The organism is Ruminococcus sp. YE71 (assembly GCF_900119155.1).
Classification (GTDB): Bacteria; Bacillota; Clostridia; order Oscillospirales; family Ruminococcaceae; genus YE71.
In genome coordinates this window covers 59087-85490 of the sequence record NZ_FPIR01000003.1, presented here as the reverse complement: position 1 = coordinate 85490, position 26404 = coordinate 59087, and the positions used below count along the sequence as shown (strand labels likewise).

Genomic DNA, 26404 nt, shown 5'->3' with positions numbered 1-26404 from the left:
ACTCCCCACCATCACACAAAAACAAACCAAGCCAACAATTTGCGACCCGAAAACGATCTCCCATTAAAAGTTTACGGTAACAAATTCAATATAATATTTGGAGGTATAAAACCTATGGATGCTACGCTGAAAAAACAGCTTGAGATCACAGCCTGCAAGGTAAGACTGGGCATTCTCGAAGGCGTGTTCAACGCCAAGTCGGGACACCCGGGCGGCTCACTTTCGATCGCAGATACGCTTACCTATCTTTACTACAACAAAATGAACGTTGACCCGAAGAACCCCGACGATCCCAAGAGAGACCGCTTCGTTCTTTCCAAGGGTCACACCGCTCCCGCTTTATATTCCGTACTTGCCCAGAAGGGATATTTCAGCACTGAGGAGCTCAAGAGCCTGCGCCACATCGGTGCTATGCTCCAGGGTCACCCCTGCATCCACATCCCCGGTGTGGATATGTCCTCGGGTTCGCTGGGACAGGGTATCTCTGTTGCCTGCGGTATGGCTCTTTCGGCTAAGATATCGAACGAAAACTACAAGGTATACACCGTTCTCGGTGACGGCGAGATCCAGGAGGGTCAGGTATGGGAGGCTGCTATGTTCGCAGCTCACTATAAGCTCGATAACCTGACCGCAGTCGTTGACAACAACGGTCTCCAGATCGACGGCAGAGTTTCCGATGTTATGTCCCCGTATCCTATCGTTGACAAGTTCAAGGCGTTCGGCTGGCACGTTATCGAGTGCGACGCTCACGACTTTGACGCTATCGACAAGGCTTTTGCCGAGGCTGCAAGCATCTCCGGCAAGCCTGTGGCTATCATTCAGAAGAGCATCAAGGGTAAGGGCGTTTCCTTCATGGAGGACAACGTATCGTGGCACGGCGCTGCACCCAACGCTGAGCAGTACGCACAGGCAAAGAGCGAGCTCGAAGCACAGCTCGCCGCACTTGAAGCGTGAGAAAGGAACGGTGAGTAAAAATGGCTGATGTAAAGAAGATAGCTACCCGTGAAAGCTACGGCAACGCTCTTGCCGAGCTGGGTGATAAGTATGAAAACCTGTACGTTCTCGACGCAGACCTTGCTGCCGCTACCAAGACAGGCATCTTCAAGAAGAAGTTCCCCGAGCGCCACTTCGACTGCGGTATCGCTGAGGCTAACATGATGGGCGTTGCGGCAGGTCTTGCGGCTACCGGCAAGATACCCTTCGCTTCCACCTTTGCGATGTTCGCGGCAGGACGCGCTTTCGAGATCGTGCGCAACTCTATCGGTTATCCCCACCTGAACGTCAAGATCGGCGCTACCCACGCAGGTATCTCCGTTGGTGAGGACGGCGCTACCCACCAGTGCTGCGAGGATATCGCTCTGATGCGCACCATCCCGGGTATGACCGTTATCAACCCCGCTGACGACGTTGAGGCAAGAGCCGCAGTTGAGGCTGCTATCAAGTATGTGGGTCCCGTTTACATGAGATTCGGCAGACTGGCAGTGCCCGTTTTCAATGACGCTGCTACCTATAAGTTCGAGATCGGCAAGGGCGTCAAGCTCAGGGACGGCAAGGACGTTACCATCATCGCAAGCGGTCTGATGGTAGCTGAGGCTATCGAGGCTGCAAAGACACTTGCCGACAAGGGCATCGACGCTGAGGTCATCAACATCCACACCATCAAGCCTATCGACGCTGAACTCATCGCTGCTACCGCTCAGAAGACTGGCAAGGTAGTCACCGTTGAGGAGCACAGCATCATCGGCGGACTCGGTTCGGCAGTTTGCGACGTGCTCGCAGAGACCTGCCCCACCAAGGTCAGGAAGATCGGCGTGAACGACGAGTTCGGTCACTCGGGTCCCGCAGTTGACCTGCTCAAGGAGTTCGGTCTGTGCGCTGACAACATCGTAAAGACCGTTGAGGACTTCGTGAAGTAAGCTCTTTAGCTGATAAGCATCCATCGGCAGTGTTTTCGGACGCTGCCGATTTTTTTCACGCATTCGCAGGCAGCCGCTTATCATGTAAAGGGAGGCGATGCTATGCGGACGGACAGATGCAGCAGGTCGGTGACGGTGTCTTACATACTTTGCGGAGCGGTGGCGGCGGCAGCGCTGCTGTGCGCGGCGGTGTACGCGCAGATGCTCGCACACACTCGGGAAGTCCTCGGGTTCGAGGTCAGGCAGGACGCCAACAGGGTCATCGCCGAGGCGGTGAACAGGGCGGTGGGAGATGACGCGGGAGAATGTATCGTCATCAGCCGCGACAGAGAAGGTAACGTCACTTCCGCCGAGACCGACGCTGCCGCGGTGAACATCCTTGAGAACAGACTCAAAAGCGAGATAAACGCCGCGCTCTCGGAGCTGTACAACAGCGAGGTCGGCGTGCCAGTCGGGACGCTGACGGGTTTTGCGCCGCTGGTCGGAAAGGGTCACAGGCTCAGGATAGGGCTCGAACAGCACGGGACGGCGGACGTGAAGCTCGAAAGCGAGTTCTCCACCGCAGGCGTGAACCAGACCCGATGTCGGCTGACGCTGGCGATAAACGTCGAGATACTGGCGGTGCTGGGCGGCAGACCGCAGACGGTGACGGTCACTGACGAGTATATCGTGTCGGATACGGTGATAGTCGGCAGACCGCTTTTCGGGGCGGGAAACTGACGGAAAATTAAAATTCCATCTTGAAATTATGAAAAAAATATGATATAATATAAGGTGAGAGGATGTGACAGCGGCATGGAAAGACCGAGATTTAAAGTCGATTCCCGCGTGACAGAAGAACAGCTTCGGCGAGGGATACGCACGGGACAGCGCCGATGGGCGGCGTGGGTGTTCGCGGCGGTGTGCCTTTGTGCCGCGGCATTCGCGCTGTATAAGATATTCACCCTCGACAGTTTCGACGATATGTACATATGGATAGTCTGCCTGCTGGTGGGCGGATTCGCGGCTTACCCTGCATTCACCGCAGGCAGGCGGCAGGAAAATCAGATATGCTCCGAGGTGTTCGGGTCTGGTGATAAAGAGCTTCGGCAAAGCATACGATTCTATGAGGACAGGATAGTGTTCTCGGACGGGGGCGGCAGGAACGAGACGATAACTTATCCGAACGTTCAGAAGGTCCCCGAGCTGGACGACCTCGTTACCATAGTCGCAGGCAACCGCGCACGGGTGTTCATGAACAGAGCGGATATGCCAGACGGCGTCCTCGACTTTCTATGCGGAAAAATGAAACAGCAGAGCAGTGCGTGAGAGTCGGCAGAAAGTACGGTATATTGCAGAAAACTTTGCGATACGTGTGTGATTTTTTTGTTACGAATGTGAAATCGTTCTGAAAAACAGGCATTTTGCCTTGACTTTTCGGCGGTTTGTAGTAAAATATAATTAGTACGTTGTTTAGATGAATTATACAAAAAGGAGAACATAAATTGAGCAAGAAGAACAAAAAGAAAAAGCTCTCCGCTGATGTGGAGAAAACAGAAACGACCGCCGCCGAAACTGTTGAAAACACAGCGGAAGAGAAGGCGGAGACTGCTGAAAAGGCCTCGTCCGAAGCCGTGGCGGAGAAGACAGATAACACCTCGGCGGCGGCGAAAAAGCCGGGATTTTTCGGCAGGATAAAGGATCTCATCGTGAACAATTCCGTATTCCTGGTGTTCGTCATAACGCTCGTTATCGACTCGCTGGTGCTCAGGCTGTTCACGGTGCGCTTCGGCGACGCCGCAAACACCGCCGACATGGTGAAGGCTGTCGTAAAGCCGATGCTCGCGGACTTCACGGCCGTCATCGTCATTGGCACCGTAGGATTCCTGTTCAGGAAGCAGAAGGCGCGATTCGCGTATCTCATGACCTGGACGGTGATATTCTCGATACTCGCCACGGGCAACTCGATATTCTACCGCAACTACAAGTCGTTCCTTTCGGTGTCGCAGGCTTCGACCGCGTCACAGCTGGGCGGCGTTATGGACGCTGTTGCGAACATCGTCAGACCCAAGGACTTCCTGCTGCTGCTGCCGATGGTATTCGTTGCGCTGACTTACATACTTCTCAAGAAAAAGCGCGGCAAGGCTTACACCATGCAGAAACAGAGCAAGGCTGTGCTCTCGGGCTACGCAGGCTCGGCGCTGATACTCGCGCTGGGAAGCGGACTCGTCTTCTCCACCATGCTCACAAAGACCGACTGTTCAAGACTTGTGAAGCAGTGGAACAGAGAGTCGGTAATGTCCAGCTTCGGTATGTACGTTTACCAGATAAGCGACGCTGTCAGCTCGGTACACGCTAAGGTCAACATGATGTTCGGCTACGAGGAGAGCAAGAAGAAGTTCGACGAGTTCTTTGAATCGAAGAACGACTCCGAGAACACGGGCAAGGTAACTCCCGTCAAGGAGAAGAAAAAGACCAAGGAAAAGGCTAACGAATACTCCGATATATTCAAGGGCAAGAACGTACTGGTCATCCACTGTGAGAGTATGCAGCAGTTCTGTCTCGACACCTACTTCAACGGCGAGCCCGTTGCGCCGAATCTTCAGAAGCTGGCCAAGGAAGGCCTGTACTTCTCGAACTTCTACGCACAGGAGTCGGTGGGCACGAGCTCGGACAGTGAGTTCACCCTCGCGACTTCGCTGATGCCCGCGTCGAGCGGTACGGTAGCCGTAAACTACTGGGACAGAGACTACGTGACCATGCAGAAGAAGTTCAAGGAGCAGGGCTACTACGTTTTCTCCATGCACGGCAACAACGGTTCCTACTGGAACAGACTCAACCTGCACTCGTCCCTCGGATACGACAGGCTCTATAACTACACCACCGACTTCGAGATAGACGAGACGATAGGCCTCGGACTTTCCGATAAGTCCTTCTTCCGTCAGCTCGTTCCGAAGATAAAGGAGATCAACGGCGCCTACAGCAACTGGTACGGCGCACTGCTGATGCTCACCAACCACACCCCCTTCACCGATATCGAGCGCGTGAGCGACTTCGACGTCAGCTTCCGCTTCAAGCAGTACAACGAGGAAACGGGTATGTACGAAGAGGTACGCCGCAGCTTCCTCAACGGCAAGAAGCTGGGCAGCTACTTCAAGAGCGCCCACTACGCCGACGAGGCTCTCGGTCAGCTGATGACCGACCTTGACGCGGCAGGTCTGCTGGACAATACCGTTCTGGTGCTCTACGGCGACCACGACGCGAAGATCAAGGAAGACCAGTACGAATACTACTTCAACTACAACCCCTTCACCGATGAGGTGCTGACCGAGGACGACCCCGGTTACATCCCCGTTGACGACTTCTACTACAACCTCAACCGCAAGACCCCCTTCATCATCTGGTCGAAGGACGGCGGCTATGAGCCGAAGGAGATAAAGACCGTGATGGGTATGTACGATATCCAGCCGACTATCGGAAATATGTTCGGATGGTCGAACAACTACGCGCTCGGTCACGACATCTTCTCGATAGCCGAGGGCGAAGAGAATATCGTTATCTTCCCGAACGGCAACTTCATGACCGACAGCGTTTACTACGACGCTCAGAAGGAGACCTACTTCGACCATAAGGATTACGTGAACGTTGCGGCGGTGGCTTCCTGCAATCAGGAATACAAGGACGACCCGATACCCATGTACAACGACGAGAAACACGGTCTGTACAAGTTTGCGGAGAATGATTACTCAGCCGCGAACGCCGCGCTCCATAAGAACGACGGAGTCGTTGACGACCAGTATATCAGGGTCAGGGCGGAATACGCTTCCGACTGCATCGAGGTATCGAACTCGATAATCTACTACGACCTTATCGACAAGATACAGGACGGCAGCTTCCGAGAGCAGATACCTACCGACGAGTCCAGCTCGGCTGCCGATATACCCTTTACTCCGCCGACTGTTGCCGACAGAAAACGGCCGATGGCGGCATGACGGGAAACTCACAGCGGTGATGATATGAACAAAGTGAAATTATCCACGCTCCCCATCGCGAAGGGGAGCACCACAGAGGTGACGCTGGCGGTTGCGTCCTACAAGAACTGCGGCGTCGCGAAGAACGGCAAGCCCTACATCGACATCACGGTGATGGACGGCGAGGCTATGGTCAGCGGCAAGGCGTTCAGCATTACGGCAGAGGAGCTTGAGGGCATTTCGGTGCGCGAGGGCTCGGTCATAAGCGCGAAGGTCGAGGTATCGGATTTCAACGGCAGGAGCTACACCTTCTCGGACATAAGGCTCGAAAGCAACGACAGCTCGGCACTCGTTCAGCTGGTGCCGATGCCCCCTCACGACCCCGAGAAAATGTACGCCGAGATACTGAAGATGATACGCCACTCCGCCGACAAGACCGCCGAACAGAGATGCGGTGCAAGGAGCGGCCTCGGCGAGTTCGTCTGCGCGTTTCTTGAAGCGAACAAGGCGGATTACATAAAGTCCTCCGCGGCGCTGAAGATGCACCACGACCTCCGCAGCGGTCTCGTTTATCACAGCTTCCGCATGGCGATGGCTGCCATCTGCATGACGAAGGTCTACAGCGCACTGGATGCCGAGCTTCTTGTGAGCGCGGCTGCGATACACGACATCGGCAAGCTCCGCTCGATGACCACAAGCGAGCTGGGGATGGCGGCTTACACCTCCGACGGGGTGCTGTTCGAGCACCTGCTGCTCGGTATCGAGATGCTCAACGAGTTCAGGCTGACCTACGAGGGCGAGCTTGAAGAGGAAGCGTACAGGCTGCTCAAACACCTGATAGCTTCACACCACGGCAAGAAGGAATTCGACGCGATAACGCTGCCCGCTGTTCCCGAAGCGCTGGTGCTGAGCATGATAGACGACCTCGACGCGAAAATGTATATGTATGAAAAGAATATCGCACAGCTTGAGCCGGGTGCTATCTCGGATAAGAACCGCCTGATAGGTACGAGCTTCTACAGACCCGACCGCGGCTGAGGGATTTTTCTCTGAAAGCTATTGCGTTTTTCGGGAGAGTGTGATATAATAGTAAAGGACACTCGTTCGGAGGTGAATTTACAATGCAGCATTTTAATCTTGAGAACGGTCAGCTTCTGAAGAACGGCGCACCGATCCTGACTGATTTTGACGAGGTGAAGATCTACAGCCACATCTGTGTGATCTTCCGCAAGGGATTGTCTCTGCTGACCATTTCGATCGCAGATATCGCTATGGGCAGATTTGAGATCATTGACGACACAGGATTCTCGAAGCAGCTCCTGCTGACTCAGACAAGTTCAAAGATCGTATGATAGAAAACCTCTCCCCGTCGGAGAGGTTTTTATCTGAAACGAAAAGTGCGGCGAAAAGGAGCGGAAAAGATCATGTACGGGGATAATGTCGGGATGACAGGGTGTACGCCGCCCTGAGGACTGCGTTTGTTTTCGCGGTATCACGGTGTTTTCGGGCTGCGCTATGGCTCATATTTACACAATATCCATTGATTTCCCGAGGATAGCGTGCTATAATAGCAATGTATGTATTCACGAAATAAACGGAGGAAAATATGACAGAACTCGAAAAAGAAATAAACAGACGGCGAACCTTCGCCATCATCTCTCACCCTGACGCAGGTAAGACGACACTTACCGAGAAGTTCCTGCTGTACGGCGGTGCTATCGCACAGGCAGGCGCTGTAAAGGGCAAGAAAAACTCCCGTCACGCAGTTTCCGACTGGATGGAGATAGAAAAGCAGAGAGGTATCTCGGTAACGTCCTCGGTAATGCAGTTCAAGTACGCCGACCACGTTATCAACATCCTCGACACTCCCGGTCATCAGGACTTCTCGGAGGATACCTACCGTACACTTATGGCGGCTGACTCGGCGGTCATGGTCATCGACGCTTCAAAGGGTGTCGAGAACCAGACCAGAAAGCTGTTCAAGGTCTGCGCCATGAGACACATCCCGATATTCACGTTCATCAACAAGCTCGACCGTGAGGCGAGGAACCCCTTCGACCTCATCGACGAGATCGAGAACGAGCTTGGTATGCCCACCTGCCCCATCAACTGGCCGATCGGCTCGGGCAAGGATTTCAAGGGCGTGTTCGACAGAAACAGCCGCCGCGTTATATGGTTCGACCCGACGGGCGGCAGCCACAAGGTCAGCGCGAACGAGGCTGACCTGTCCGACCCCGCACTCGCTGACATACTAGGCGACACCAACTACGAGACTCTGCGCGACGACATCGAGCTTCTCGACGGCGCGTCGGACGAGCTCGACCTCGAAGCGGTACACAGCGGAAGACTTTCGCCCGTGTTCTTCGGTTCGGCGCTGACGAATTTCGGTGTTGAGCCGTTCCTCGAAAAGTTCCTGCAAATGACGCCGCCGCCGATGCCGCGAACCTCTACCGAGGGAGTCATCGACCCGTTCTCGCCCGATTTTTCGGCGTTCGTGTTCAAGATACAGGCGAACATGAACAAGGCGCACCGCGACCGCATCACGTTCCTGCGTGTCTGCTCGGGCAAGTTCGACAAGGAGATGGACGTACTGCACGTTCAGGGCGGCAAGAAGATGCGTCTGTCGCAGCCGCAGCAGATCATGGCTCAGGAGCGTGAGATCATTGACGAAGCGTATGCAGGCGACATCATCGGCGTGTTCGACCCCGGCATTTTCTCGATCGGCGACACGGTCTGCGCACCATCGAAGAAGTTCATGTTCGAGGGCATCCCGACGTTTGCGCCCGAGCATTTCATGCGTTACCGCTCGAAGGACACGATGAAGCGCAAGCAGTTTGTGAAGGGCATCACGCAGATAGCGCAGGAAGGTGCGATACAGATCTTCCGCGAGCCGCTGCTGGGCATGGAGGAAGTCATTGTCGGCGTTGTCGGCGTGCTCCAGTTCGACGTATTTGAGTACCGCATGAAGAACGAGTACGGTGTGGACATGATAAAGGAAGGCTTGGGATATTCGTACATCAGATGGATAGACAAGTCGCCTGCCGAGCCGAAGGATCTGAAGCTGAGTTCCGACACGAAGGTAGTGAATGACATGAGGGAGCGTCCGTTGTTACTTTTCACGAGCGAGTGGAACATCCGCTGGGCGCTTGAGAGAAATGAGGGACTTGAGCTGAGCGAATTCAGCAGAGGAGAATTACAGTAACCCAACCCACGTCCCGTCCTCGCCAGGGCAGAAAAAAGTTTAGGAGGGAGGGAGACCCCCGCCTTAGCTGCGCACGGCTACAAAGGCTCCCAAAACAGTGACTCAGGGACAGAGTCTCCGTCCCGTCCTCGCCAGAGACTCAAAAAGTTTAGGAGGGGTCTGGGGAGACCCTTTTCAAAGGGTCCCCCAGCAGGGGCTCGGGGACAGCGTCCCCGCCCTGGGAACATAGCTTTGAAGCCAAAGCGCACAAACGCCCCGACCAAAAATAAAATCGGCATTTCCCGAAAACCCGAGGAAAAGAACTCAACATGAAAGACGAGTTCAAACAAACCCTCGAAGCGTGAAATGCCGATTTTATTTTGCCAAAAGAGCGAAGCGACTTTTGGCAAAGCCCCCAAAATCGCGCCAGCGATTTCTCCGAACTGCACAAACCGAGTGCTTTGAGATGTAGCTTTGTCGCACCTTCGGTGCGATGGGGTGTTTCACTCGAATCGCTTGCGCTCTCTCGCGAAAATAAAATCGGCAAATCTATTGTTCTTTAGAGAAAGGCGCGGACTTTTGGGTCTGCGCCTTTTTGGATGTTTGGTTCGGGATTTGCCGATTTTATGTTGGTGGGGGGATGTTGGTGCGCTTTGGCTTCAAAGCCTTATTCCCTTGGCGGGGACGCCGTCCCCGAGCCCCTGCTGGGGGACCCTTTGAAAAGGGTCTCCCCAGACCCCTCCTAAACTTTTTGAGTCTCTGGCGAGGTCGGGACGTTGTTGCTTTTTGCAAAAAAAGCGGTGCTCTTTACGAACACCGCTTGGTTTTACGTATTTCTGTTGTTCATTACTATATACAGCGTCTTCATCACGATTCCAAGGTCGGTGATGATAGACCTGTCCATAATGTACTTCCTGTCACAATACTCGCTCATCTCTGTCGAAAGCGAATTCTTTCCGTTTACCTGCCAGTAACACGAAAGCCCGGGCTTTACCAGCAGTCTGTCAGCTGTCAGCTGCTCCTGCTCCCTCGGGATGAACGGACGCGGCCCGATAAACGACATCTCGCCTTTCAGTATGTTCAGCAGCTGCGGCAGCTCGTCGATCGAAGAACTGCGGATGAACTTGCCCAGCTTGCCCAGCACCCTCGGATCCTGCCTGATCTTGAAGTTGCAGCCCTCAGATTCGTTACGCGCCATCAGCGCCGCTTTCGCACTCTCCGCATTCTTGTACATCGAACGCATCTTGTAAATGCGGAAATGCTTGCCGTTTTTGCCGACTCTGTCCTGCGAGAAGAACGGGTTGCCGGGGTCGCGGATCATTATCATAGCCGCCGTTATCATTATAACAGGCGACAGCAGTATCAGCGCCGTCAGCGACAGGATGATGTCGAAAAGTCTCTTCGCGCCTTCGTAAAGCGGCTTTTCTTCATACACGAAATCGAGCGGAGGAACTGTATCATCATGCTTCTTCGCCCTCGTCATGAGTATCTCGGCGCGCTGCTCGGTCTCGGGCAGGCGTCTTATGGCTGTCTGCGGCATTGGTATCACCTCAAAAAAACACTTCGCTGCTTGTCCTGTACACCAAAGAATTGCTGTCGTGTCTTGCCGTAAACGGTTCGACAGTCACGTAAACCCTGCGTTACAGTGCTTACCTTTTTATTATATCATATAGCAAAAGAAATGTCAACAAAAAAGTGATTGGGAAATTATACAGAATGTCGTGCTTTTTGGGCTTGATTTTTTGCACGGGATGTGGTATAATGTGATTATGGGAATCGGTTTCATAAGGGGGTTTCATATGAACATATCAGAGTTCGCAGAGATCGCGGGTGTCTCCAGGTCGGCTGTCAGCAGATACTTCAATAACGGCTACCTCAGTGACGACAAACGCGAACTTATCGAAAAAGCCATTGAACAGACGGGCTACGCCCCGAATATCACCGCCAGATCGTCGAAAAAGCGCGTGACAAAGCTGGTCGGGGTCATCATCCCGAAGCTGTCGAGCGAGAGCTGCGCGAGGGTGGTCGAGGGCATCAGCGATGTGCTCGAAGCCGAGGGCTACGAGCTGCTGCTGGTCAACACTGCCAACGACTACAAGCGTGAGGTGGCGTCGCTCGACCTGTTCCACAACAACCGCGTTGACGGCGTTATCCTGTTGGCGACCATATTCACCGAACTGCATATGTCGGTGCTGAAAAAGATGAGGGTGCCCGTGGTGATAGTCGGCCAGGAGCTGAGCGGTTTCAACTGCGTGTGCCACAACGACTACGGCGCGGCTTACGCACTGACTTCGCTCATGCTCGGGAAAGGCGCGAAAAAGCCTGCATTTATCGGCGTTACGCTTGAAGACCTCGCGGCAGGGAAGGCTCGGCGTGACGGCTTCGACGCGGCTGTGAGGGATGCAGGTCTCACGGTCGATCCGCACTTCTTTGAGACCGCACAGTTCAACATGGACTCGGGCTACGAAAAGGCGAAGCACCTGCTTTCGGGCAGGAGCAGACCCGACTGCATCTTCTGCGCCACCGATACCATCGCGCTGGGTGCAGTCCTCTACTGCCGTGAGTCGGGCATCAGGATACCAGAGGATATCATGATGTGCTCGGTGGGCGACAGCAAGTTCGGCAGGGTGTCCGCCCCCTCGCTGACCACGGCGCACTTTCACTACAAGACTTCGGGCATCAATGCCGCGGAGCTTCTGCTGAGAGACCTGCGCCACGGCGACGGGGTGAGCAGGACGCTTCGGCTCGACTATACTGTTATCGAGAGAGAAAGTACGCTATTTAGCGACTTTTGACAAAAGTGAGTATGAAACTGTGTGAAACCAACTGAATGAAAGTGTGAAATTCTCGCAGTCCGTCAATAGACATTTCAGGAATAGTGTGTTATAATCTATTTAAGATACAAATCCGATGCTGGGCGTAAGACCGCATCGAGACCGCGACCTTTTTAAGGAGTTGATTTTATGGATTACAACAAGTGCGCGTATGAGATACTTACCGCTATAGGCGGCAAGACCAATATTGTAAGCGCAGCCCATTGTGCAACGAGACTGAGACTCGTTATTGCAGACAACAGCAAGGTGCAGAAAAAAGCGCTCGATAACGTTGAAGGCGTTAAGGGTGTCTTCGAGGCTGCGGGTCAGCTTCAGGTCATCATCGGCACCGGCACGGTAAACAAGGTCTATGACGAGTTCATCAAGCTCTCGGGCGTGGAAGCTGCCTCGAAGGATGACGCATCGGCTGTAGCTGCGGCAAAAGGTCCGTTCTACAAGCGTGCGATAAAGACCATCGGCGACATCTTCGTTCCTATCATCCCCGCCATCGTGGCTACGGGTCTTCTCTGCGGACTGCTGGGCGGTCTGTCGAAGGCTTTCCCGGAAATGGCAGGTTCGCATCTCTTCGGGCTGCTGGACATCTTCTCCAATGCAGCTCTCACATTCCTCCCGATACTCATCGCGGTCAGCGCGGCGAAGATATTCGGCGGCAACATCTACCTCGGCGCGGTCATCGGTATGATAATGATCCACCCGAGTCTCATCAATGCATGGTCGGCAGCAGGCGCTGAGACCTCGACCCTCTGGTCCTGGTTCGGTCTCTGGAATATACAGAACACGGGCTATCAGGGTCACGTTATCCCCGTAGTCATCTCTGTCCTCCTCATGTCGAAGCTGGAAAAATGGCTTCACAAGAGAGTTCCCGAGGTCATCGACCTGTTCGTTACTCCGCTCGTTACCGTACTCGTTACAGGCTTCTTTACCATGACCGTTATCGGTCCTGTATTCTCGCAGCTTGAGACATGGGTACTCAGCGGAGCAAAGGCACTTATCGCTATCCCCTTCGGCGTCGGCGCATTCCTCATGGGCGGCGCTTACGCACCTACCGTTGTTGCAGGCGTTCACCATATGTACAATGCCATCGAGCTTGCGATGCTCGCTGACGACGGAAAGAACACCTGGATGCCTATCGCTACCGCTGCAAACGTTGCACAGGGCGCGGCTGCACTCGCAGTAGCATTCAAGACCAAGCAGCAGAAGATCAAGTCGCTGGCACTTCCCGCATCCCTTTCCGCATTCCTCGGCATCACCGAGCCCGCAATCTTCGGTGTAAACGTTCGTTTCGTAAAGCCCCTTATCGCTGGTATGATAGGCGGCGCGTGCGGCGCGGCTGCGGCTTCGCTGACAGGCGTTTACGCTACCGCTAACGGCGTTACAGGCGTATTCGGATTCCTTATCACTACCGAGACTTTCGTCGGCTATCTGCTCACCTTCATCATCGCGGCTGTAGTAGCTTTCGTGATCTCTTATTTCCTGTATCAGGACGAAGAGGACGACGTTGACCACAAGATAGAAAAGAACGCGGCTTATACCGCAGGCAGACAATTTGACGACACTATCGTATACTCTCCGCTTTGCGGCAAGGCTATCGCTATGGCAGACGTTCCCGATGAGACCTTCGCGACCGAAGTTCTCGGAAAGGGCGCAGCAGTTGAGCCTATCGACGGTAAGGTAGTTGCTCCCGCTGACGGCATAGTTACAATGCTGTTCGATACTCACCACGCTGTAGGCCTCACCCTTGACAACGGCATGGAGATGCTCATACACATCGGCATCAATACCGTTGAACTCAACGGCGAAGGCTACACTGCTCACGTTGGCGACGGCGAACGCTTCAAGAGAGGTCAGACTCTCATCAGCTTCGACAAGGATCTCATCGAGAGCAAGGGCTATAAGACCATCACTCCCGTTATCATCACCAATGCAGACGATTATTCGGATATTTCGCTCATGGCAGACGGACACGTTGATCTGCTCGACGAACTTATCAGCACCACCAAGTGAACATCTGCGGCAGGCCGTAAACCAGCTTCAATACGCAAAATGTAATACCGATTCTTGAATAATAACGGCAGCCGCGGACAAACCTCTGAACAGGCGGAAGCAGTGAAGCGAAACTTCCGCCGCCGCAGGGGTCACAACAGCTAAAGGACTGATGCCCCATGAAAAATGACTGGAGACAAAAGCTCCATTTAGAACCGAAAAGCGGATGGCTCAACGACCCCAACGGTCTGAGCTTCTTTAACGGCGAATATCACATTTACTTCCAGTACTCTCCCGAAAGCGCATACGGCAGCGGCGGCAAATGCTGGGGCCACTGGTCGGGCAAAGACCTGATTCACCTGCGCTTCACGGGAGCAGTGATGCGTCCCGACCATCCCGATGACCGCAGCGGAGTTTACTCGGGCTGCGGTTTCGTAAAGGACGGGCTGCTGAACCTCTTCTATACGGGCAACGTCAAGGAAGAGGGCGACCACGACTATATCACCTCGGGGCGCGGCGCGAACGTTATCCGCGTCACCACTGCCGACGGCGTGACCATGAGCGAAAAACAGACGCTCCTCAGAAACGCCGACTACCCCGACTACTGCTCCTGCCATGTCCGCGACCCGAAGGTCTGGGAAGAGGACGGAGTTTACCGCATGGTGCTCGGCGCGAGGACTCTTGACGACAAGGGCTGCGTGCTGTTCTACCGCTCGGACGACCTGACTGACTGGTCATTTGACTACGAGCTGTCCGTCCCCGACTTCGGCTATATGTGGGAGTGCCCCGATGTCATCGACGTCGGCGGAAAACGCTTCCTCGGCATCTCGCCCCAAGGTATGCCCCACGGCGAGACCGAACACCAGAACGTCTACAGCTCGGGCTATTTCAGATACGACGACACTCTCCGTGACTTCGAGGAGTGGGACTACGGTTTCGACTTCTACGCGCCCCAGAGCTTCATCGCTCCCGACGGCAGGGGGCAGGGCAGCAGGGTGCTGCTCATCGGCTGGATGGGCATCGGCGACATCCCCTACTCGAACCCGACTGCCGAACTCGGGTGGCAGCACTGCCTGACCTTCCCGAGAGAGCTGACGCTCCGTGAGGACGGCGGCATCTGTCAGCGCCCCGTATGGGAGCTGAACGGCAGAAAAGGCAGCCCCGCCGAACTGAAGGACGGCGGAATGGTCACGACAGAGCTTCCGTTCTACTTCGCGTCGCTCTCGCCGTGTGAGAGGTTCACACTCGACCTTGGCGGTGTGCTGAAACTTTCCTACGGGGACGGCATCTTCACGATGCGGTTCACCGACATGGAAGTCAGCGGCGGCAGAGATGTCCGCCGTGTGAAGCTCGGAAAGTTCACGGGCATGGAGATGATAGCGGATATGTCCTCAGTGGAGGTCTATCTGAACGGCGGCGAAAAGGTAATGAGCACGCGGTTCTATCCGCGTGAGACCGCACTCGCGCTGACGGCGCAGGGAACAGGCGGAAGCGTTTATCCGCTTGCAGCTATGGAGGTGAAAGCCGATGTCTAATGATATGATAGTGGCGATAGGCGAAGCCCTCATCGACTTCATACCCGACAAGACGGGATGTTCGTTCGATGAGGTCGGCGCGTTTTCGCCGAAGGTCGGCGGAGCACCGACCAATGTATGCGGAGCTTTCGCAAGGCTCGGCGGCAGGGCAAGGCTCCTGACCCAGCTGGGCGACGACCCCTTCGGCCACAAGATACTCCGCGAGCTGGAAGGCTGCGGCATCGACATCAGCTGCGTGAGCCTTACCGACAAGGCGAACACCGCGCTGGCGTTCGTGAGCCTTGAAGCGGACGGCGGCAGGACTTTTTCCTTCTACCGCAAGCCGTCGGCGGATATGCTCTACGCCCCCGAAAAGGTGCGCGGGGAATACTTCGACGGCGCATACGCCCTGCATTTTTGCAGCGTTGACCTGGGTGACTTCCCCATGAGGGAGGCGCACATGGCGGCGATAACCGCCGCACGCAGCAGGGGAGCGCTGGTCAGCTTCGACCCGAACCTGCGCTTTCAGCTGTGGGACAGCCGCGAGGCGCTGAAACAGACGGTCACGAGCTTCATCCCGCTGGCGGATATAGTCAAGGTCTCGGACGAGGAGCTTGAATTCATCACGGGAAAAACGGCTGTCGAGGACGCGCTCCCGAAGCTGTTCACGGGCAGCGTGAAGCTGGTGGTCTACACCTGCGGCAGCGGCGGCGCTTATGCGTTCACGAAGAAGGCGTCGGCGTTCGCGGAGGGCAAAAAGGTCAGGGCAGTCGATACCACGGGCGCAGGCGACGGCTTCATCGGGTCGTTCCTGTGGAAGCTCTGTCAGATGGGTATCGGCAGCGAAAAGCTCGCGGACGTGAGCGACGCTCAGCTGAGGACAGCACTCGGCTTCTCGAACGAGTTCTGCTCGATAAGCGTGCAGTCGGCAGGGGCGATAGCATCCTACCCCGACATCAGAGACTACGAACCATAACTGTTCATCAGAGAGCAGATATTTTATACACGAAAGGAAGATGTATCATGAAAACATTCACCTACACTATCAAGGACGCAAACGGCATCCACGCAAGACCCGCAGGCAATCTCGGCAAGCTCGTAAAAGGCTTCGCGGACACCAAGGTCACCGTCACAAAGGGCGAAAAGACCGTTGACGTAACGAAGCTCATGATGCTCATGGGACTCGGCGTAAAGTGCGGCGATACCGTTACTTTCAACATCGAGGGCGGCGATGAGGTCGCGGCTGCAAGAGCGGTCGAGGAGTTCATGTCGGCAAATCTTTGATATAAAGGAGGCGGCGGACTTATGAAAAAGTTTCAGGGCAAGGGCGTTTACGGTGCGATAGCTGTAGGCAGCGTTTCTGTGTTCAAGCGGCAGGAGGCTCAGGTCCGCCGCGTTCATATCGATGATACCGCTGCCGAGCTTGAACGGCTCGAAAACGCCAAGGCACAGGCGATATCACAGCTCTCGGAGATATACGAGAAGGCGCTGAAAGAAGTGGGCGAGACCCACGCGCAGATCTTCGAGATACACATGATGATGATCGAGGACGACGACTACAACGACTCGATAAAGAGCATCATCGAGACCCAGTCGGTCAACGCGGAGTACGCGGTGGCTGTGACTTCCGACAACTTCGCCGATATGTTTGCTTCGATGGACGACGCCTATATGCAGGCGCGTTCTGCTGACGTGCGCGACATCTCGAACCGCGTTATCGCGTGTCTTTCGGGCGGCGGCGCAGGCGGTGCGGCGGCATTCGACAAGATGATCGTGTGCGCCGACGACCTCGCTCCCAGCGAGACAGTGTCCCTCGATAAGGACAAGGTGCTGGCGTTCGTGACGGCGTTCGGTTCGTCCAACTCCCACACGGCGATACTGGCGAGAAACATGAACATTCCTGCGGTCATCAGCGTCGGCGAGGATTTCCTCGCGCAGATAAAGGACGGCGACAGGATGATAGTTGACGGTCACACGGGCACGGTCATCCTCGACCCCGACGATGAGACCGTAAAGACCTGCCTCGACAGGCAGGCACAGGACGCCCGCAAGAAAGCTCTCCTACAGGAGCTCAAGGGCAAGGAAAACGTCACAAAGGACGGCACTCACATCAAGATATTCGCGAACATCGGCGGCGTTGACGGCATCGGCGCGGTGCTTGCGAACGACGCGGGCGGCATCGGACTTTTCCGAAGCGAGTTCCTCTATCTTGAAAGCAGCGACTACCCCGACGAGGAACAGCAGTTCGCGGCTTACAAGCGGGTGCTCGAAAGCATGGCAGGCAAGAAGGTCATCATCCGCACCCTCGACATCGGCGCGGACAAGCAGATCGACTACTTCAAGCTGGACAAGGAGGACAATCCCGCCCTCGGTTTCCGCGCGATACGCATCTGCCTGACCCGACCCGAGATATTCAAAACGCAGCTGAGAGCCCTCTACCGCGCGTCGGCATACGGCGACCTCGGCATCATGTTCCCGATGATAACCGGCGTTCCCGAAGTCGAGAAGTGCCTCGCTGCCTGCGAGGAAGCGAAGAAGGAACTCGCGGCTGAGGGCATCCCGTTCAGCGATAAGGTTGAGGTGGGCATCATGATCGAGACCCCCGCCGCCGCCGTGATAAGCGACAGGCTCGCACCGATGGTGGACTTCTTCTCGGTGGGCACCAACGACCTCACCCAGTACACCCTCGCCTGCGACCGCCAGAACGCAAAGCTCGAAGCCTTCGTGGATACCCACCACGAAGCGATTCTGCGACTCATTGAGATGGCGGCAAAGAACGCCCACGCGCACGGCGCATGGATCGGCATCTGCGGCGAACTCGCAGCCGATACCTCGCTGACCGAAGCGTTCCTCAGAATGGGCATCGACGAACTCAGCGTCTCCGCCCCGTTTGTCCTCCCCCTCAGAGAACAAGTAAGAAATATTGACCTCTCCAAATAATACACAAACCAAAAGCCCCGCCGCGGCAGTCTCTTGCCGCGGCGGGGGGCTTTTTCGGTGGGAGTGCGGGTTTGTAGTCGGAAAGATAGACTATCACCGCTTCAAGAGTGACTATCTGATAAATTCCGCAATTGAAGCGTTATCCACTATCGAACGTCTTTTTGGCAAGTGCGAACTATATAACAGTAGAACCACGATCTTCCCAATCAATACAAAATAGTGAAGAAGCACCACAAGCCAAAAAGCATTAAAAGTCTTTGGAAATGGGTTTGGGGGATAACCTTTCTTCAGAAAGGTTTCCCCCAAGACAAGACCTGCACTAATGAAAAATCAAAGCACTATCCCGTTGAGTTTGCAGAGGGCGCGAGCGGTCTCGACGGAGTCAACGCCTGTAGCGTTTTTGATGGGTGCGAACTCGTGTTCGCGGATGACCTCGTAAGGCAGGCAGGTGTCGAGCTGGTGTATCATGTCGAGCACGAGCTGCTCGAACTTGAAGCCGTTGGGGGCTTCGGGCTTAACGAGGTCGCCGTTTTCGTCGATGTAGGGTATCTTCTTCTCGACCACATGGAGGGGCATTTTGTCGTCAGCGACAGCTTCGAGCGCCGACACGCGGAAGAGATAGTTCAGGATAACTCCGTAGTTGTAGGCAGGGTCGCCGTTTGCGTCCTTAGCGTTCATCATCTCATCGGAGAGCTCGTAGTACTCAACGATAGAGGGCTTGCCGTCTTCGAGACACATAACGCCCACGCGCTCGTCGGGGGCAGCCTTGCGGACGACCTTCGCGCCCACCGAAACGTCAGCGAGGATAGTCGCGCCGATGAATGCGGGGTCGCAGATGCGCTGGAGAACGTTGTCCACGCCGAAGATGTTTATCCACTCGATGCCCTCGTCCTTGAACAGGTGTCCGAGGCCTGCTTTCAGGAGCGAGGAGTACCAGCCCGCGTTGCCGTTGGGCGAGGTGGAGAGGTGGTCGGGAGCTTCGAGGTAGATCTTGCCGTTACGGTCGCAGGCAGGAGCCATATCCTGTGTGAAGAAGCTGATCTTGTCCTCGCGGTAGCCGAAGAAATCGTGTTCCTTGAGGAACTTGACGCTGGCATCGTTGTTCTTCTCGCTGGTCATGATGAAAAGTCTGATCCAGGTGCCTGTTTCCTTAACGACGTCCAGCAGGTTCTCGATTATGCGCTGGAAGATGTAGACGTGCTTTGTCTCGCCGATGTCGTACATACCCTTGGGGTTGTCCGAGCCGAGACGTGTGCCCATGCCGCCTGCCAGCAGGAGAGCGGCGGTCTTGCCTTCCTTGATGGCCTTAATGCCTTCTGTGCGGAACTCGTCCTCGCGGCGGACTATCTCATCGCGCTGCATAGCGGCGAGGGGAGAGAACACACCTCTGCCGTCGTTCTTGCCGAAGTCGGCGATATGGGAGATCATGCCGAAGTCGGTCTTTTCGATCTGTGCGAGAAGTGCAGACTTGCTCTCGTCGGAGAGGGTGTCATAGTATTTCAGCAGGTGCTCCTGACCGAAGTCTGCGAGTTTTTTCTGTGCGTTTTCAAGTGTCATAGTGTTATCCTCCTTTTTTTGCGTGTGAACATATTCTATTATATCATATTTTAACGCGGATTTCAAGCGGTTTTGAATAAAATATGCACGGTATGAATGAAAAGTGCTTTAAATTCATGATATTTGTCAGAAACTATTGATTTGTATCGTATATTATGGTATAATAATAAAGAATATAAGAAATTCTTGTGAACGTTCATTTAAGGCAAAAGGATGGTGATACAATGAAAGACAGCGGTATCGACAAGGAGATGCACTTTTTATCTCACCTTGTGACAATAATCACCATGACGGTCTTTTCGGGGGTGCTTATCCTGCTGGACATCATCCTTGACTGGGAAAAATGGATGATACCCGTTATAATCGCAGGCCTGCTGCTGTGTCTCAGTGTACACATCTCGGGCAAAGGCTCGGGCAGGACGCGGATATACTGCTACGCGGTGTTCCTCATTTTCGAGACGTTTTACTATGCCGTGAGCATCAACACCCTCTACGACAGCACCGCGCTGATCGTGATAATGGTGTTCATTTTCTCCATGTCGGGGGAACGGTTCCTTGTGGCGGTCACTACCTGCGGCGGACTTGCGGGCATGATACTTCATCTGCTGATAGCAGGCGGTGAGGGCAAACTGAAACTCGACGCGTCGAACATCGTCAGGTCGGCGTGGCAGTTCCTGCTCATAGTGCTGGGGGCAGTGCTTGCGGACAGGATGTCCTCGGCATGGTTCAACACCGAAAAGCAGTACCGACACAGGATAGACGACATCCTCGAAGAGAACGAGAGGGCGAACAACTTCCTCGCCAACGTTTCCCACGAGATACGCACGCCCGTCAACGCCGTGATGGGTCTTGCGTCCATCATGGAAAAAGAGGATGTTCCCGAGCGTTTCAGGGGGAACGTTTCGGCTATCGCAGAGGCAGGCCACCGCGTCGCCGACCAGGTGGGCGACATCATGGACTACACCGAGATAGACATGAAGAAGCTGGCGGTCAGCAGGGAACGGTACACGATAAACTCGGTGGTGGGCGATATAATCACACAGCTTAGGTTCACCGAGGACTACGGGCTCGACCTTGTGGTAGACCTTTCCCCCGACGTGCCTGCCGAGCTTATCGGCGACTGCGGCAAGATAAAGAAGATCCTCCGACACCTCATCACGAACGGCTTCAAGTTCACGAGGTCGGGCGGCGTGAGGGTGCGTATCTGCACCAAGAAGCGCGATTACGGCATCAACCTCATCCTTGAGGTGACGGATACGGGCATCGGGATGTCGGGCAGTGAGATAGAGCACATCTACGAGAAATTCTATCAGGCGGATTCGGGACGTTCGAGGACTGCGGGCGGTCTCGGTCTCGGCATACCCATCGTGAACGGCCTTGCGAGGGCGATGGACGGCTTCGTGCATATCGAGAGCGCTCCCGAGGAGGGAACGGTCGTGAGGGTCAGCATACCGCAGGAGATCTCTGACGGCTCGCCCTGCATCACCGTCGCCAACAGGGACAGCGTGCTGGCGGCAGGCTTCTTCGGATTTCTGACCACGAAAGAACCCCGCGTCAAGGAGTTCTACATGGAGATGATAACCAACTTCGTCACTAAGACCGACGTGTCCTTCCGCAGGGTCAGCTCTCTCGGCGAACTCGAAAGGCTCGTGGTGAACAGCAGTATCACACACCTGTTCGTCGGCACGGGGGAGTATATCGAGAACAAGGACTATATCGACCTGCTCGCGGCGGAGATGAACGTGGTTCTCATCGAGGACAGGGATTTCCGAGGCGAGGTCGGCGAAAACATCGCCGTGCTGAGAAAGCCATTCAGCGGCGCACAGCTGGCGAACTATCTGGAGATGACCTACGTCAGCAGTCCGAAGGCGGAGAAGGAGCGTATGTTCTGCCCCGACATCAGGGTTCTGGCGGTGGATGACGAACCCATGAACCTGCACGTCGCAAAGGGCATATTCGAGACTTACTGTATGCGCGTTTCCACAGCGCTCAGCGGCGCGGAAGCAATAGAGATGTGCATGGCGGACGATTTCGACATCATCTTCATGGATCACATGATGCCCGAGATGGACGGCGTCGAGACCGCGAAGCGCATACGGCAGAGCGCAGGCAGGCTCGGCAGGGACATCTGCATAGTCGCGCTCACCGCCAACGTGAGCAGTTCGGCTAAGGATATGTTCCTGTCCGAGGGGTTCGACGCGTTCCTGCCGAAGCCCATCGACCTGATGGAGCTCGACAGGGTGCTGAAACGTGTGCTGCCGCGCTCGGCGATAGTTTACGACCCGCTTTCGGCTGACAGCGGCGATGATACCGAACCGCCTGTCCCTGCCGACCCCTACCGTGCGCTTCGGGAGTTCGGGGTGGACATCGGAGAGGGCATGGGCTACTGTCAGAACGATGAGGGTTTCTACCGCGAGATACTCGCGGAATTTGCGGACAGGAGAGAGGAAAAGCTCGGCAAACTGAACGGTTATTTTGCGGACAAGGCGCTGAAAGACTACGCCATCCGTGTTCATTCGATAAAGAGCACAGCCAAGACCATCGGCGCGGACGCGCTGTCCGAGTCGGCAAAGCGGCTCGAAGCGGCGGCGAAGTCGGGAGACGAACGCTTCATCGCGGAGAACCATGAGGCGTTTGCAAAGGACTACGGCAGGCTCTTGCAGCTAATAAACGAACTGACGGGAGACAGCAAGGAGGCTTGACTTATGAGAAAGCTCATCAATGCGGTACTTGATGAAAAGCGCTCGATGAATGAGCGTATTTTCCTGCTGCTCGGAACTCTCGGGCTGACGGCGATGCTCGCCATAATCGTGGTGGGCATACTCACCCGTGAGGATCAGTACGACCTGCTGACCCTTGTGGTGAGCTTCGTTATATTCGTGCTTCTCATGTTCATCGGCATCAGGACGCGGAAGTACAACGTCATTTCGGGCGTTATCTCGGTGTTCATGATAATCCTGCTGCTGCCGCTGACCTTTTTCTCGGGCGGCGGCATATACGGCGGCTCGCCGCTGTGGTTCGTGTTCTGCACGCTGTTTATCAGCATGATAATGGAGGGCAGGTTCAAGTATTTCCTGCTCATCACCAACGCGATAGTCGCGGCAGCCTGCTACATCGTCGCCTACGAAGTGCCCTCGCTGATGACCGAGCACAACGACAAGACGGCGTTCATCGACTCTTTCATCTCGATGGTGTTTGTCGGCACGATGCTGAGCTTCATCGTCGGGTTCGAGATACACACTCTCCGCCGCGAAAAGGAGCGTTCGGAGGAACAGAGCAGGAAGATAGAGGAACTGAACAAGGCTCAGAACCGCTTCTTCTCCAGCATGAGCCACGAGATACGCACGCCGATAAACACGATAATAGGACTCAACGAGATGATACTGCGCGAGGATATCTCCGAGGAGGTAGCCGACGACGCGAAGAACATCCGTTCGGCGTCGAAGATACTGCTCTCGCTGATAAACGACATCCTCGATATGTCGAAGATGGAGTCGGGCAGGATGGAGATCGTCCCCGTTGTATACGACGTGGGAAAAATGCTCACCGACATCGTGAACATGGTCTCGGTAATGGCGGACGCGAAGGGTCTGCGCTTTATCGTGGACGTTGACCCCACCATGCCCTCACAGCTGCTGTCGGACGAGGTGCGCATAAAGCAGATAGTCATAAACCTGCTGAACAACGCGGTGAAATACACTCGGGCAGGCAGCGTGAAATTCTCGGTACACTGCCGCAGGACGGGCACGGGCAAGGCGCTCGTGACCTACTCGGTGGAGGACACGGGCATCGGTATCCGCAAGGAGAACATTCCCCACCTTTTCGACGCCTTCAGGCGTGTGGACGAGGAAAAGAACAGGTCGATCGAAGGCACGGGTCTCGGACTGTCGATAGTGAAGCAGCTGGTAGACCTGCTGGGCGGCGAGATCTCCGTCAACAGTATCTACACAAAAGGCTCGGCATTTGCGGTCACGCTGGAACAGGAGACGGTGGACGACAAAGAGCTGGGCGTGTTCAGCACGGGACGTTTCAGGACGTCGGGAAGTTCCGTCCTCGGCGGTGAGAGCTTTGAAGCCCCGAGAGCGAGAGTGCTCATAGTGGACGACAACCGCGCAAATCTCATGGTGGCGGAAAAGCTGCTGCGCAGGACGAAGGTGCAGACCGATACCGCCGAGAGCGGCGAGGAATGTCTGCGGCTCACGCTGATAAACCATTACGACGCTATATTCATGGATCACATGATGCCCGTCATGGACGGCATCGAATGTATGAACGCGGTGAGGGCGCAGTCGGGCGGTCTATGCCGAGAAACGCCGATGGTGGTGCTGACCGCGAATGCGGGCAGTGAGGACAGGCTGCTCTATCAGCGGTCGGGGTTCGATGCGTATCTGCTCAAGCCCATAGATGCCGCCGTCCTCGAAGAAACGCTGCTGAACGTCCTGCCCGATGAGCTCGTGAAGATAAAGGGCGTGGGCGTCACGCGGTATGAGACAGGGGAGTTCATACGCAGCTCTAAGCGGAAAGTCCCGCTTCTCATCACCACCGACAGCGTTGCGGATCTGCCGAAAAAACTGCTGGACACCTACGACATACCTGTGATACCTTATAAAGTATACACGGACACAGGTCTGTTCGACGACAATCTTGAGACCGACGGCGATGTGCTCATCCGCTGTATGGAAGAGGAAAAGACGGTCGTCAGGAGCGACTGCCCTTCGGTGCAGGACTATGAGGAATTCTTCGCCGAGCAGCTCTCACGTGCTCAGCACATCATACATATAACCATCTCCAAGCGTGCCAGCGGCGGTTTCGCCAACGCCTGCGAAGCGGCGCTGGCGTTCTACAACGTGAACGTGGTGGATTCGGGGCATCTGTCGAGCGGTACTGGTCTGCTGGTGCTGGATGCGGTCATGCAGATGAAGCAGACCCCCTTCGCCGACGCCGAGGAGCTGAAAAACAGCATCGAGCTGATGCGCGGCACGATACAGACCAGCTTCATCCTGCGGGATACCGAGTATATCTGCCGCAGCGGAAGACTGTCGGAGCGGATGAACAGGCTTTGCAACGCGTTCATGGTGCATCCCGTCATCGTCATGAAGGACAGCTCCATGAACGTAGGGCGCGTCATTTTCGGCAGCCGCAAGAGGTCTCACCGAAAGTACATCAGGCGCACGCTCAGGCGTTCGGGCAGCATCAGCAGGGACACCCTCTTCATAACCTACGCGGGCATGAGGACGGATGAGATAGAAGAGATAAGGGACATGGTCTCGGAATACGTGAGCTTTGACAACGTGTATTTGCAGAAGGCGTCGCCTGCGATATGCGCCAACTGCGGCGCAGGCACCTTCGGACTGATGTTTGCGAGGAAATAGCCATGAAAGGTATGATACTGTATTTTGATATATGCGCCGTACCTGTGTACCTTATAATAATCGTCACGACGCTTTTCCGCGGCATGACGAAGGGCAGGTCGAACAGGCTGTACCTTGCGGTGGCGAGCCTTTCCTTCGCCGCCGACCTGTGCGAGCTTGTGGAGCAGTTCGCGTTTTACGGCTACACGCTGAATATGGGTTTCGTCGTCTGGGTGAAGATGTCGGAGTACCTTTACTTCATCACGCGCAACGCCGTGAACGTCGCCTATCTTTTCTTTGTTATCTCCATGACAAAGACCTGGTACAAGATAAAGCCCTTCTGGAAGAAGCTGCTGCTTCTGCTGCCCTACCTTGTGGTGATCTCGATGCTCGCCATGAACGAGGCTACGGGCTGTGTGTTCACGGTGAACGATGAGGACGGCTATGTGAGAGGTTCGCTGATACTGCTGGTGTACGCTATGGCTGCCTGCTATCTTCTGGTGGGAACGACCTACCTTGTCCTGCACAGGTACACCCTCGACAGGGGAGCGTGGTACTCGCTGATGGCGATGTACTTTATAAATGTGGGTTCAGTAATGTTCCAGCTTGTCTATCCCCACTATCTCATCGAGTCCTTTGCGACCTCGCTGACGGTGCTGTTCGTGGTGCTGTTCGTACAGCGTCCCGAATTGCAGGTGGACATGAGTTCGGGACTGCCTGCCTACAGGGCGTTCTGCAACGAGATGGGAAAGATAAAGGTCACGGGTCACGACACGCAGATAGTCATAGTGAATATCCGGAACGCCGCCGAGATGAGAAGTTACCTGAAGGAAGCCTACTACGCCTATCTGCACGTTATCGACGGCGAGATACGCGTCTTTGCGCGGCGCGAGAAGGTGCCGTATGAGCTGTACTTTGAAGAGCCGGGCACCTTCTACATCATACTCGACGACGAGAAGTACAACCCCGTGCAGGCTGTCCCCGAACTGCGCGACCGTGTTAGGAAGAACAGCAACGAGATCTTCGAGCTGGGCGCGACCCCGAACACCCGCGTGGTGACGGTGACCTTCCCGAAGGAGATAGACAGCCTTGACGAGCTGCTGCGGTTCGGACACAACTTCTCAAGGTTTGCCGATTACAGCCGCGTGTTCAGCCGCGCTACTGACATCACCTAAAAG

19 protein-coding genes are annotated in these 26404 nt (G+C 55.2%); 17 read left to right on the top strand and 2 right to left on the bottom strand.

Features of this window, described 5'->3' with window-relative positions; genetic code table 11:
- Window positions 1-114: 114 nt before the first annotated feature.
- From BT142_RS03500 to BT142_RS03465, 8 genes are all read left to right on the top strand, one after another.
- The gene (locus BT142_RS03500; RefSeq protein ID WP_072416822.1) at window positions 115-954 is read left to right on the top strand and encodes a transketolase; all 840 of its coding nucleotides are present in this window, start codon (window positions 115-117) and stop codon (window positions 952-954) included.
- Between the two features lie 20 nt (window positions 955-974).
- The gene (locus BT142_RS03495; protein ID WP_072416821.1) at window positions 975-1916 is read left to right on the top strand and encodes a transketolase family protein; all 942 of its coding nucleotides are present in this window, start codon (window positions 975-977) and stop codon (window positions 1914-1916) included.
- Window positions 1917-2018: 102 nt separating this feature from the next.
- Entirely contained in the window at window positions 2019-2636 is a 618-nt protein-coding gene (locus BT142_RS03490) for a sporulation protein YunB (RefSeq protein WP_072416820.1), read from the top strand.
- Between the two features lie 75 nt (window positions 2637-2711).
- Window positions 2712-3224: a hypothetical protein gene (locus BT142_RS03485; protein WP_072416819.1), complete on the top strand. Its 513-nt coding sequence runs from the start codon at window positions 2712-2714 to the stop codon at window positions 3222-3224.
- Between the two features lie 176 nt (window positions 3225-3400).
- Entirely contained in the window at window positions 3401-5887 is a 2487-nt protein-coding gene (locus BT142_RS03480; RefSeq protein WP_242871908.1) for an LTA synthase family protein, read from the top strand.
- A 24-nt stretch (window positions 5888-5911) separates the two neighbouring features.
- The gene (locus BT142_RS03475; protein WP_072416818.1) at window positions 5912-6904 is read left to right on the top strand and encodes an HD domain-containing protein; all 993 of its coding nucleotides are present in this window, start codon (window positions 5912-5914) and stop codon (window positions 6902-6904) included.
- An 83-nt stretch (window positions 6905-6987) separates the two neighbouring features.
- A complete protein-coding gene (locus BT142_RS03470; RefSeq protein WP_072416817.1) occupies window positions 6988-7218 on the top strand; it encodes a hypothetical protein in 231 nt (76 codons plus the stop codon).
- 254 nt (window positions 7219-7472) lie between these two features.
- Window positions 7473-9068 carry a peptide chain release factor 3 gene (locus BT142_RS03465; RefSeq protein ID WP_072416816.1) on the top strand — a complete coding sequence of 532 codons (1596 nt, stop codon included), beginning with the start codon at window positions 7473-7475 and terminating at the stop codon, window positions 9066-9068.
- An 805-nt stretch (window positions 9069-9873) separates the two neighbouring features.
- On the opposite strand, the gene BT142_RS03455 is transcribed toward BT142_RS03465, so the two are convergent.
- Window positions 9874-10587 (bottom strand): sugar transferase, encoded by a 714-nt coding sequence (locus BT142_RS03455; protein WP_084659309.1) that lies wholly within the window; start codon window positions 10585-10587, stop codon window positions 9874-9876.
- A 259-nt stretch (window positions 10588-10846) separates the two neighbouring features.
- Here BT142_RS03455 and BT142_RS03450 point away from each other — a divergent pair, with 259 nt between their 5' ends.
- The 6 genes from BT142_RS03450 to ptsP all read left to right on the top strand — a co-directional run bounded on the left by BT142_RS03450 (window position 10847) and on the right by ptsP (window position 18318).
- Window positions 10847-11842 (top strand): LacI family DNA-binding transcriptional regulator, encoded by a 996-nt coding sequence (locus BT142_RS03450; protein ID WP_072416814.1) that lies wholly within the window; start codon window positions 10847-10849, stop codon window positions 11840-11842.
- A 168-nt stretch (window positions 11843-12010) separates the two neighbouring features.
- Window positions 12011-13885: a PTS sucrose transporter subunit IIABC gene (locus BT142_RS03445; RefSeq protein WP_072416813.1), complete on the top strand. Its 1875-nt coding sequence runs from the start codon at window positions 12011-12013 to the stop codon at window positions 13883-13885.
- A 158-nt stretch (window positions 13886-14043) separates the two neighbouring features.
- Window positions 14044-15399 carry a glycoside hydrolase family 32 protein gene (locus BT142_RS03440; protein ID WP_072416812.1) on the top strand — a complete coding sequence of 452 codons (1356 nt, stop codon included), beginning with the start codon at window positions 14044-14046 and terminating at the stop codon, window positions 15397-15399.
- The gene (locus BT142_RS03435) at window positions 15392-16354 is read left to right on the top strand and encodes a carbohydrate kinase family protein (protein ID WP_072416811.1); all 963 of its coding nucleotides are present in this window, start codon (window positions 15392-15394) and stop codon (window positions 16352-16354) included. Before BT142_RS03440 ends, BT142_RS03435 begins: the two co-directional genes overlap by 8 nt.
- Window positions 16355-16401: 47 nt before the next feature.
- Window positions 16402-16662, top strand: coding sequence for an HPr family phosphocarrier protein (locus BT142_RS03430; protein ID WP_072416810.1), 261 nt, complete (start codon window positions 16402-16404; stop codon window positions 16660-16662).
- Between the two features lie 21 nt (window positions 16663-16683).
- Entirely contained in the window at window positions 16684-18318 is a 1635-nt protein-coding gene (ptsP, locus tag BT142_RS03425; RefSeq protein ID WP_072416809.1) for a phosphoenolpyruvate--protein phosphotransferase, read from the top strand.
- Between the two features lie 330 nt (window positions 18319-18648).
- Here ptsP and BT142_RS03420 read toward each other — a convergent pair whose 3' ends face one another.
- Entirely contained in the window at window positions 18649-19875 is a 1227-nt protein-coding gene (locus BT142_RS03420) for a UTP--glucose-1-phosphate uridylyltransferase (protein WP_072416808.1), read from the bottom strand.
- Window positions 19876-20099: 224 nt separating this feature from the next.
- Between BT142_RS03420 and BT142_RS03415 the strand changes: the two genes are divergently transcribed.
- Genes BT142_RS03415 through BT142_RS03405 form a run of 3 tightly spaced genes read left to right on the top strand, consistent with a single transcriptional unit; the run spans window position 20100 to window position 26401 of the window.
- Window positions 20100-22577 carry a hybrid sensor histidine kinase/response regulator gene (locus BT142_RS03415; RefSeq protein ID WP_072416807.1) on the top strand — a complete coding sequence of 826 codons (2478 nt, stop codon included), beginning with the start codon at window positions 20100-20102 and terminating at the stop codon, window positions 22575-22577.
- Between the two features lie 3 nt (window positions 22578-22580).
- Window positions 22581-25247, top strand: coding sequence for a DegV family protein (locus BT142_RS03410; protein WP_072416806.1), 2667 nt, complete (start codon window positions 22581-22583; stop codon window positions 25245-25247).
- An 11-nt stretch (window positions 25248-25258) separates the two neighbouring features.
- Complete coding sequence (locus BT142_RS03405; RefSeq protein WP_207647520.1) at window positions 25259-26401, top strand: hypothetical protein; 1143 nt, start codon at window positions 25259-25261, stop codon at window positions 26399-26401.
- Window positions 26402-26404 lie beyond the last annotated feature (3 nt).

Excerpts from the sequence above, each read along its gene's own strand:
- BT142_RS03405 (WP_207647520.1), top strand. The coding sequence starts at position 25,259 with ATGATACTGTATTTTGATATATGCGCCGTACCTGTGTACCTTATAATA.
- ptsP (WP_072416809.1), top strand. The coding sequence starts at position 16,684 with ATGAAAAAGTTTCAGGGCAAGGGCGTTTACGGTGCGATAGCTGTAGGC.
- BT142_RS03415 (WP_072416807.1), top strand. The coding sequence starts at position 20,100 with ATGAAAGACAGCGGTATCGACAAGGAGATGCACTTTTTATCTCACCTT.
- BT142_RS03470 (WP_072416817.1), top strand. The coding sequence starts at position 6,988 with ATGCAGCATTTTAATCTTGAGAACGGTCAGCTTCTGAAGAACGGCGCA.
- BT142_RS03430 (WP_072416810.1), top strand. The coding sequence starts at position 16,402 with ATGAAAACATTCACCTACACTATCAAGGACGCAAACGGCATCCACGCA.
- BT142_RS03435 (WP_072416811.1), top strand. The coding sequence starts at position 15,392 with ATGTCTAATGATATGATAGTGGCGATAGGCGAAGCCCTCATCGACTTC.
- BT142_RS03410 (WP_072416806.1), top strand. The coding sequence starts at position 22,581 with ATGAGAAAGCTCATCAATGCGGTACTTGATGAAAAGCGCTCGATGAAT.
- BT142_RS03445 (WP_072416813.1), top strand. The coding sequence starts at position 12,011 with ATGGATTACAACAAGTGCGCGTATGAGATACTTACCGCTATAGGCGGC.
- BT142_RS03465 (WP_072416816.1), top strand. The coding sequence starts at position 7,473 with ATGACAGAACTCGAAAAAGAAATAAACAGACGGCGAACCTTCGCCATC.
- BT142_RS03495 (WP_072416821.1), top strand. The coding sequence starts at position 975 with ATGGCTGATGTAAAGAAGATAGCTACCCGTGAAAGCTACGGCAACGCT.
- BT142_RS03490 (WP_072416820.1), top strand. The coding sequence starts at position 2,019 with ATGCGGACGGACAGATGCAGCAGGTCGGTGACGGTGTCTTACATACTT.
- BT142_RS03455 (WP_084659309.1), bottom strand. The coding sequence starts at position 10,587 with ATGCCGCAGACAGCCATAAGACGCCTGCCCGAGACCGAGCAGCGCGCC.
- BT142_RS03440 (WP_072416812.1), top strand. The coding sequence starts at position 14,044 with ATGAAAAATGACTGGAGACAAAAGCTCCATTTAGAACCGAAAAGCGGA.
- BT142_RS03500 (WP_072416822.1), top strand. The coding sequence starts at position 115 with ATGGATGCTACGCTGAAAAAACAGCTTGAGATCACAGCCTGCAAGGTA.
- BT142_RS03475 (WP_072416818.1), top strand. The coding sequence starts at position 5,912 with ATGAACAAAGTGAAATTATCCACGCTCCCCATCGCGAAGGGGAGCACC.
- BT142_RS03450 (WP_072416814.1), top strand. The coding sequence starts at position 10,847 with ATGAACATATCAGAGTTCGCAGAGATCGCGGGTGTCTCCAGGTCGGCT.
- BT142_RS03485 (WP_072416819.1), top strand. The coding sequence starts at position 2,712 with ATGGAAAGACCGAGATTTAAAGTCGATTCCCGCGTGACAGAAGAACAG.
- BT142_RS03420 (WP_072416808.1), bottom strand. The coding sequence starts at position 19,875 with ATGACACTTGAAAACGCACAGAAAAAACTCGCAGACTTCGGTCAGGAG.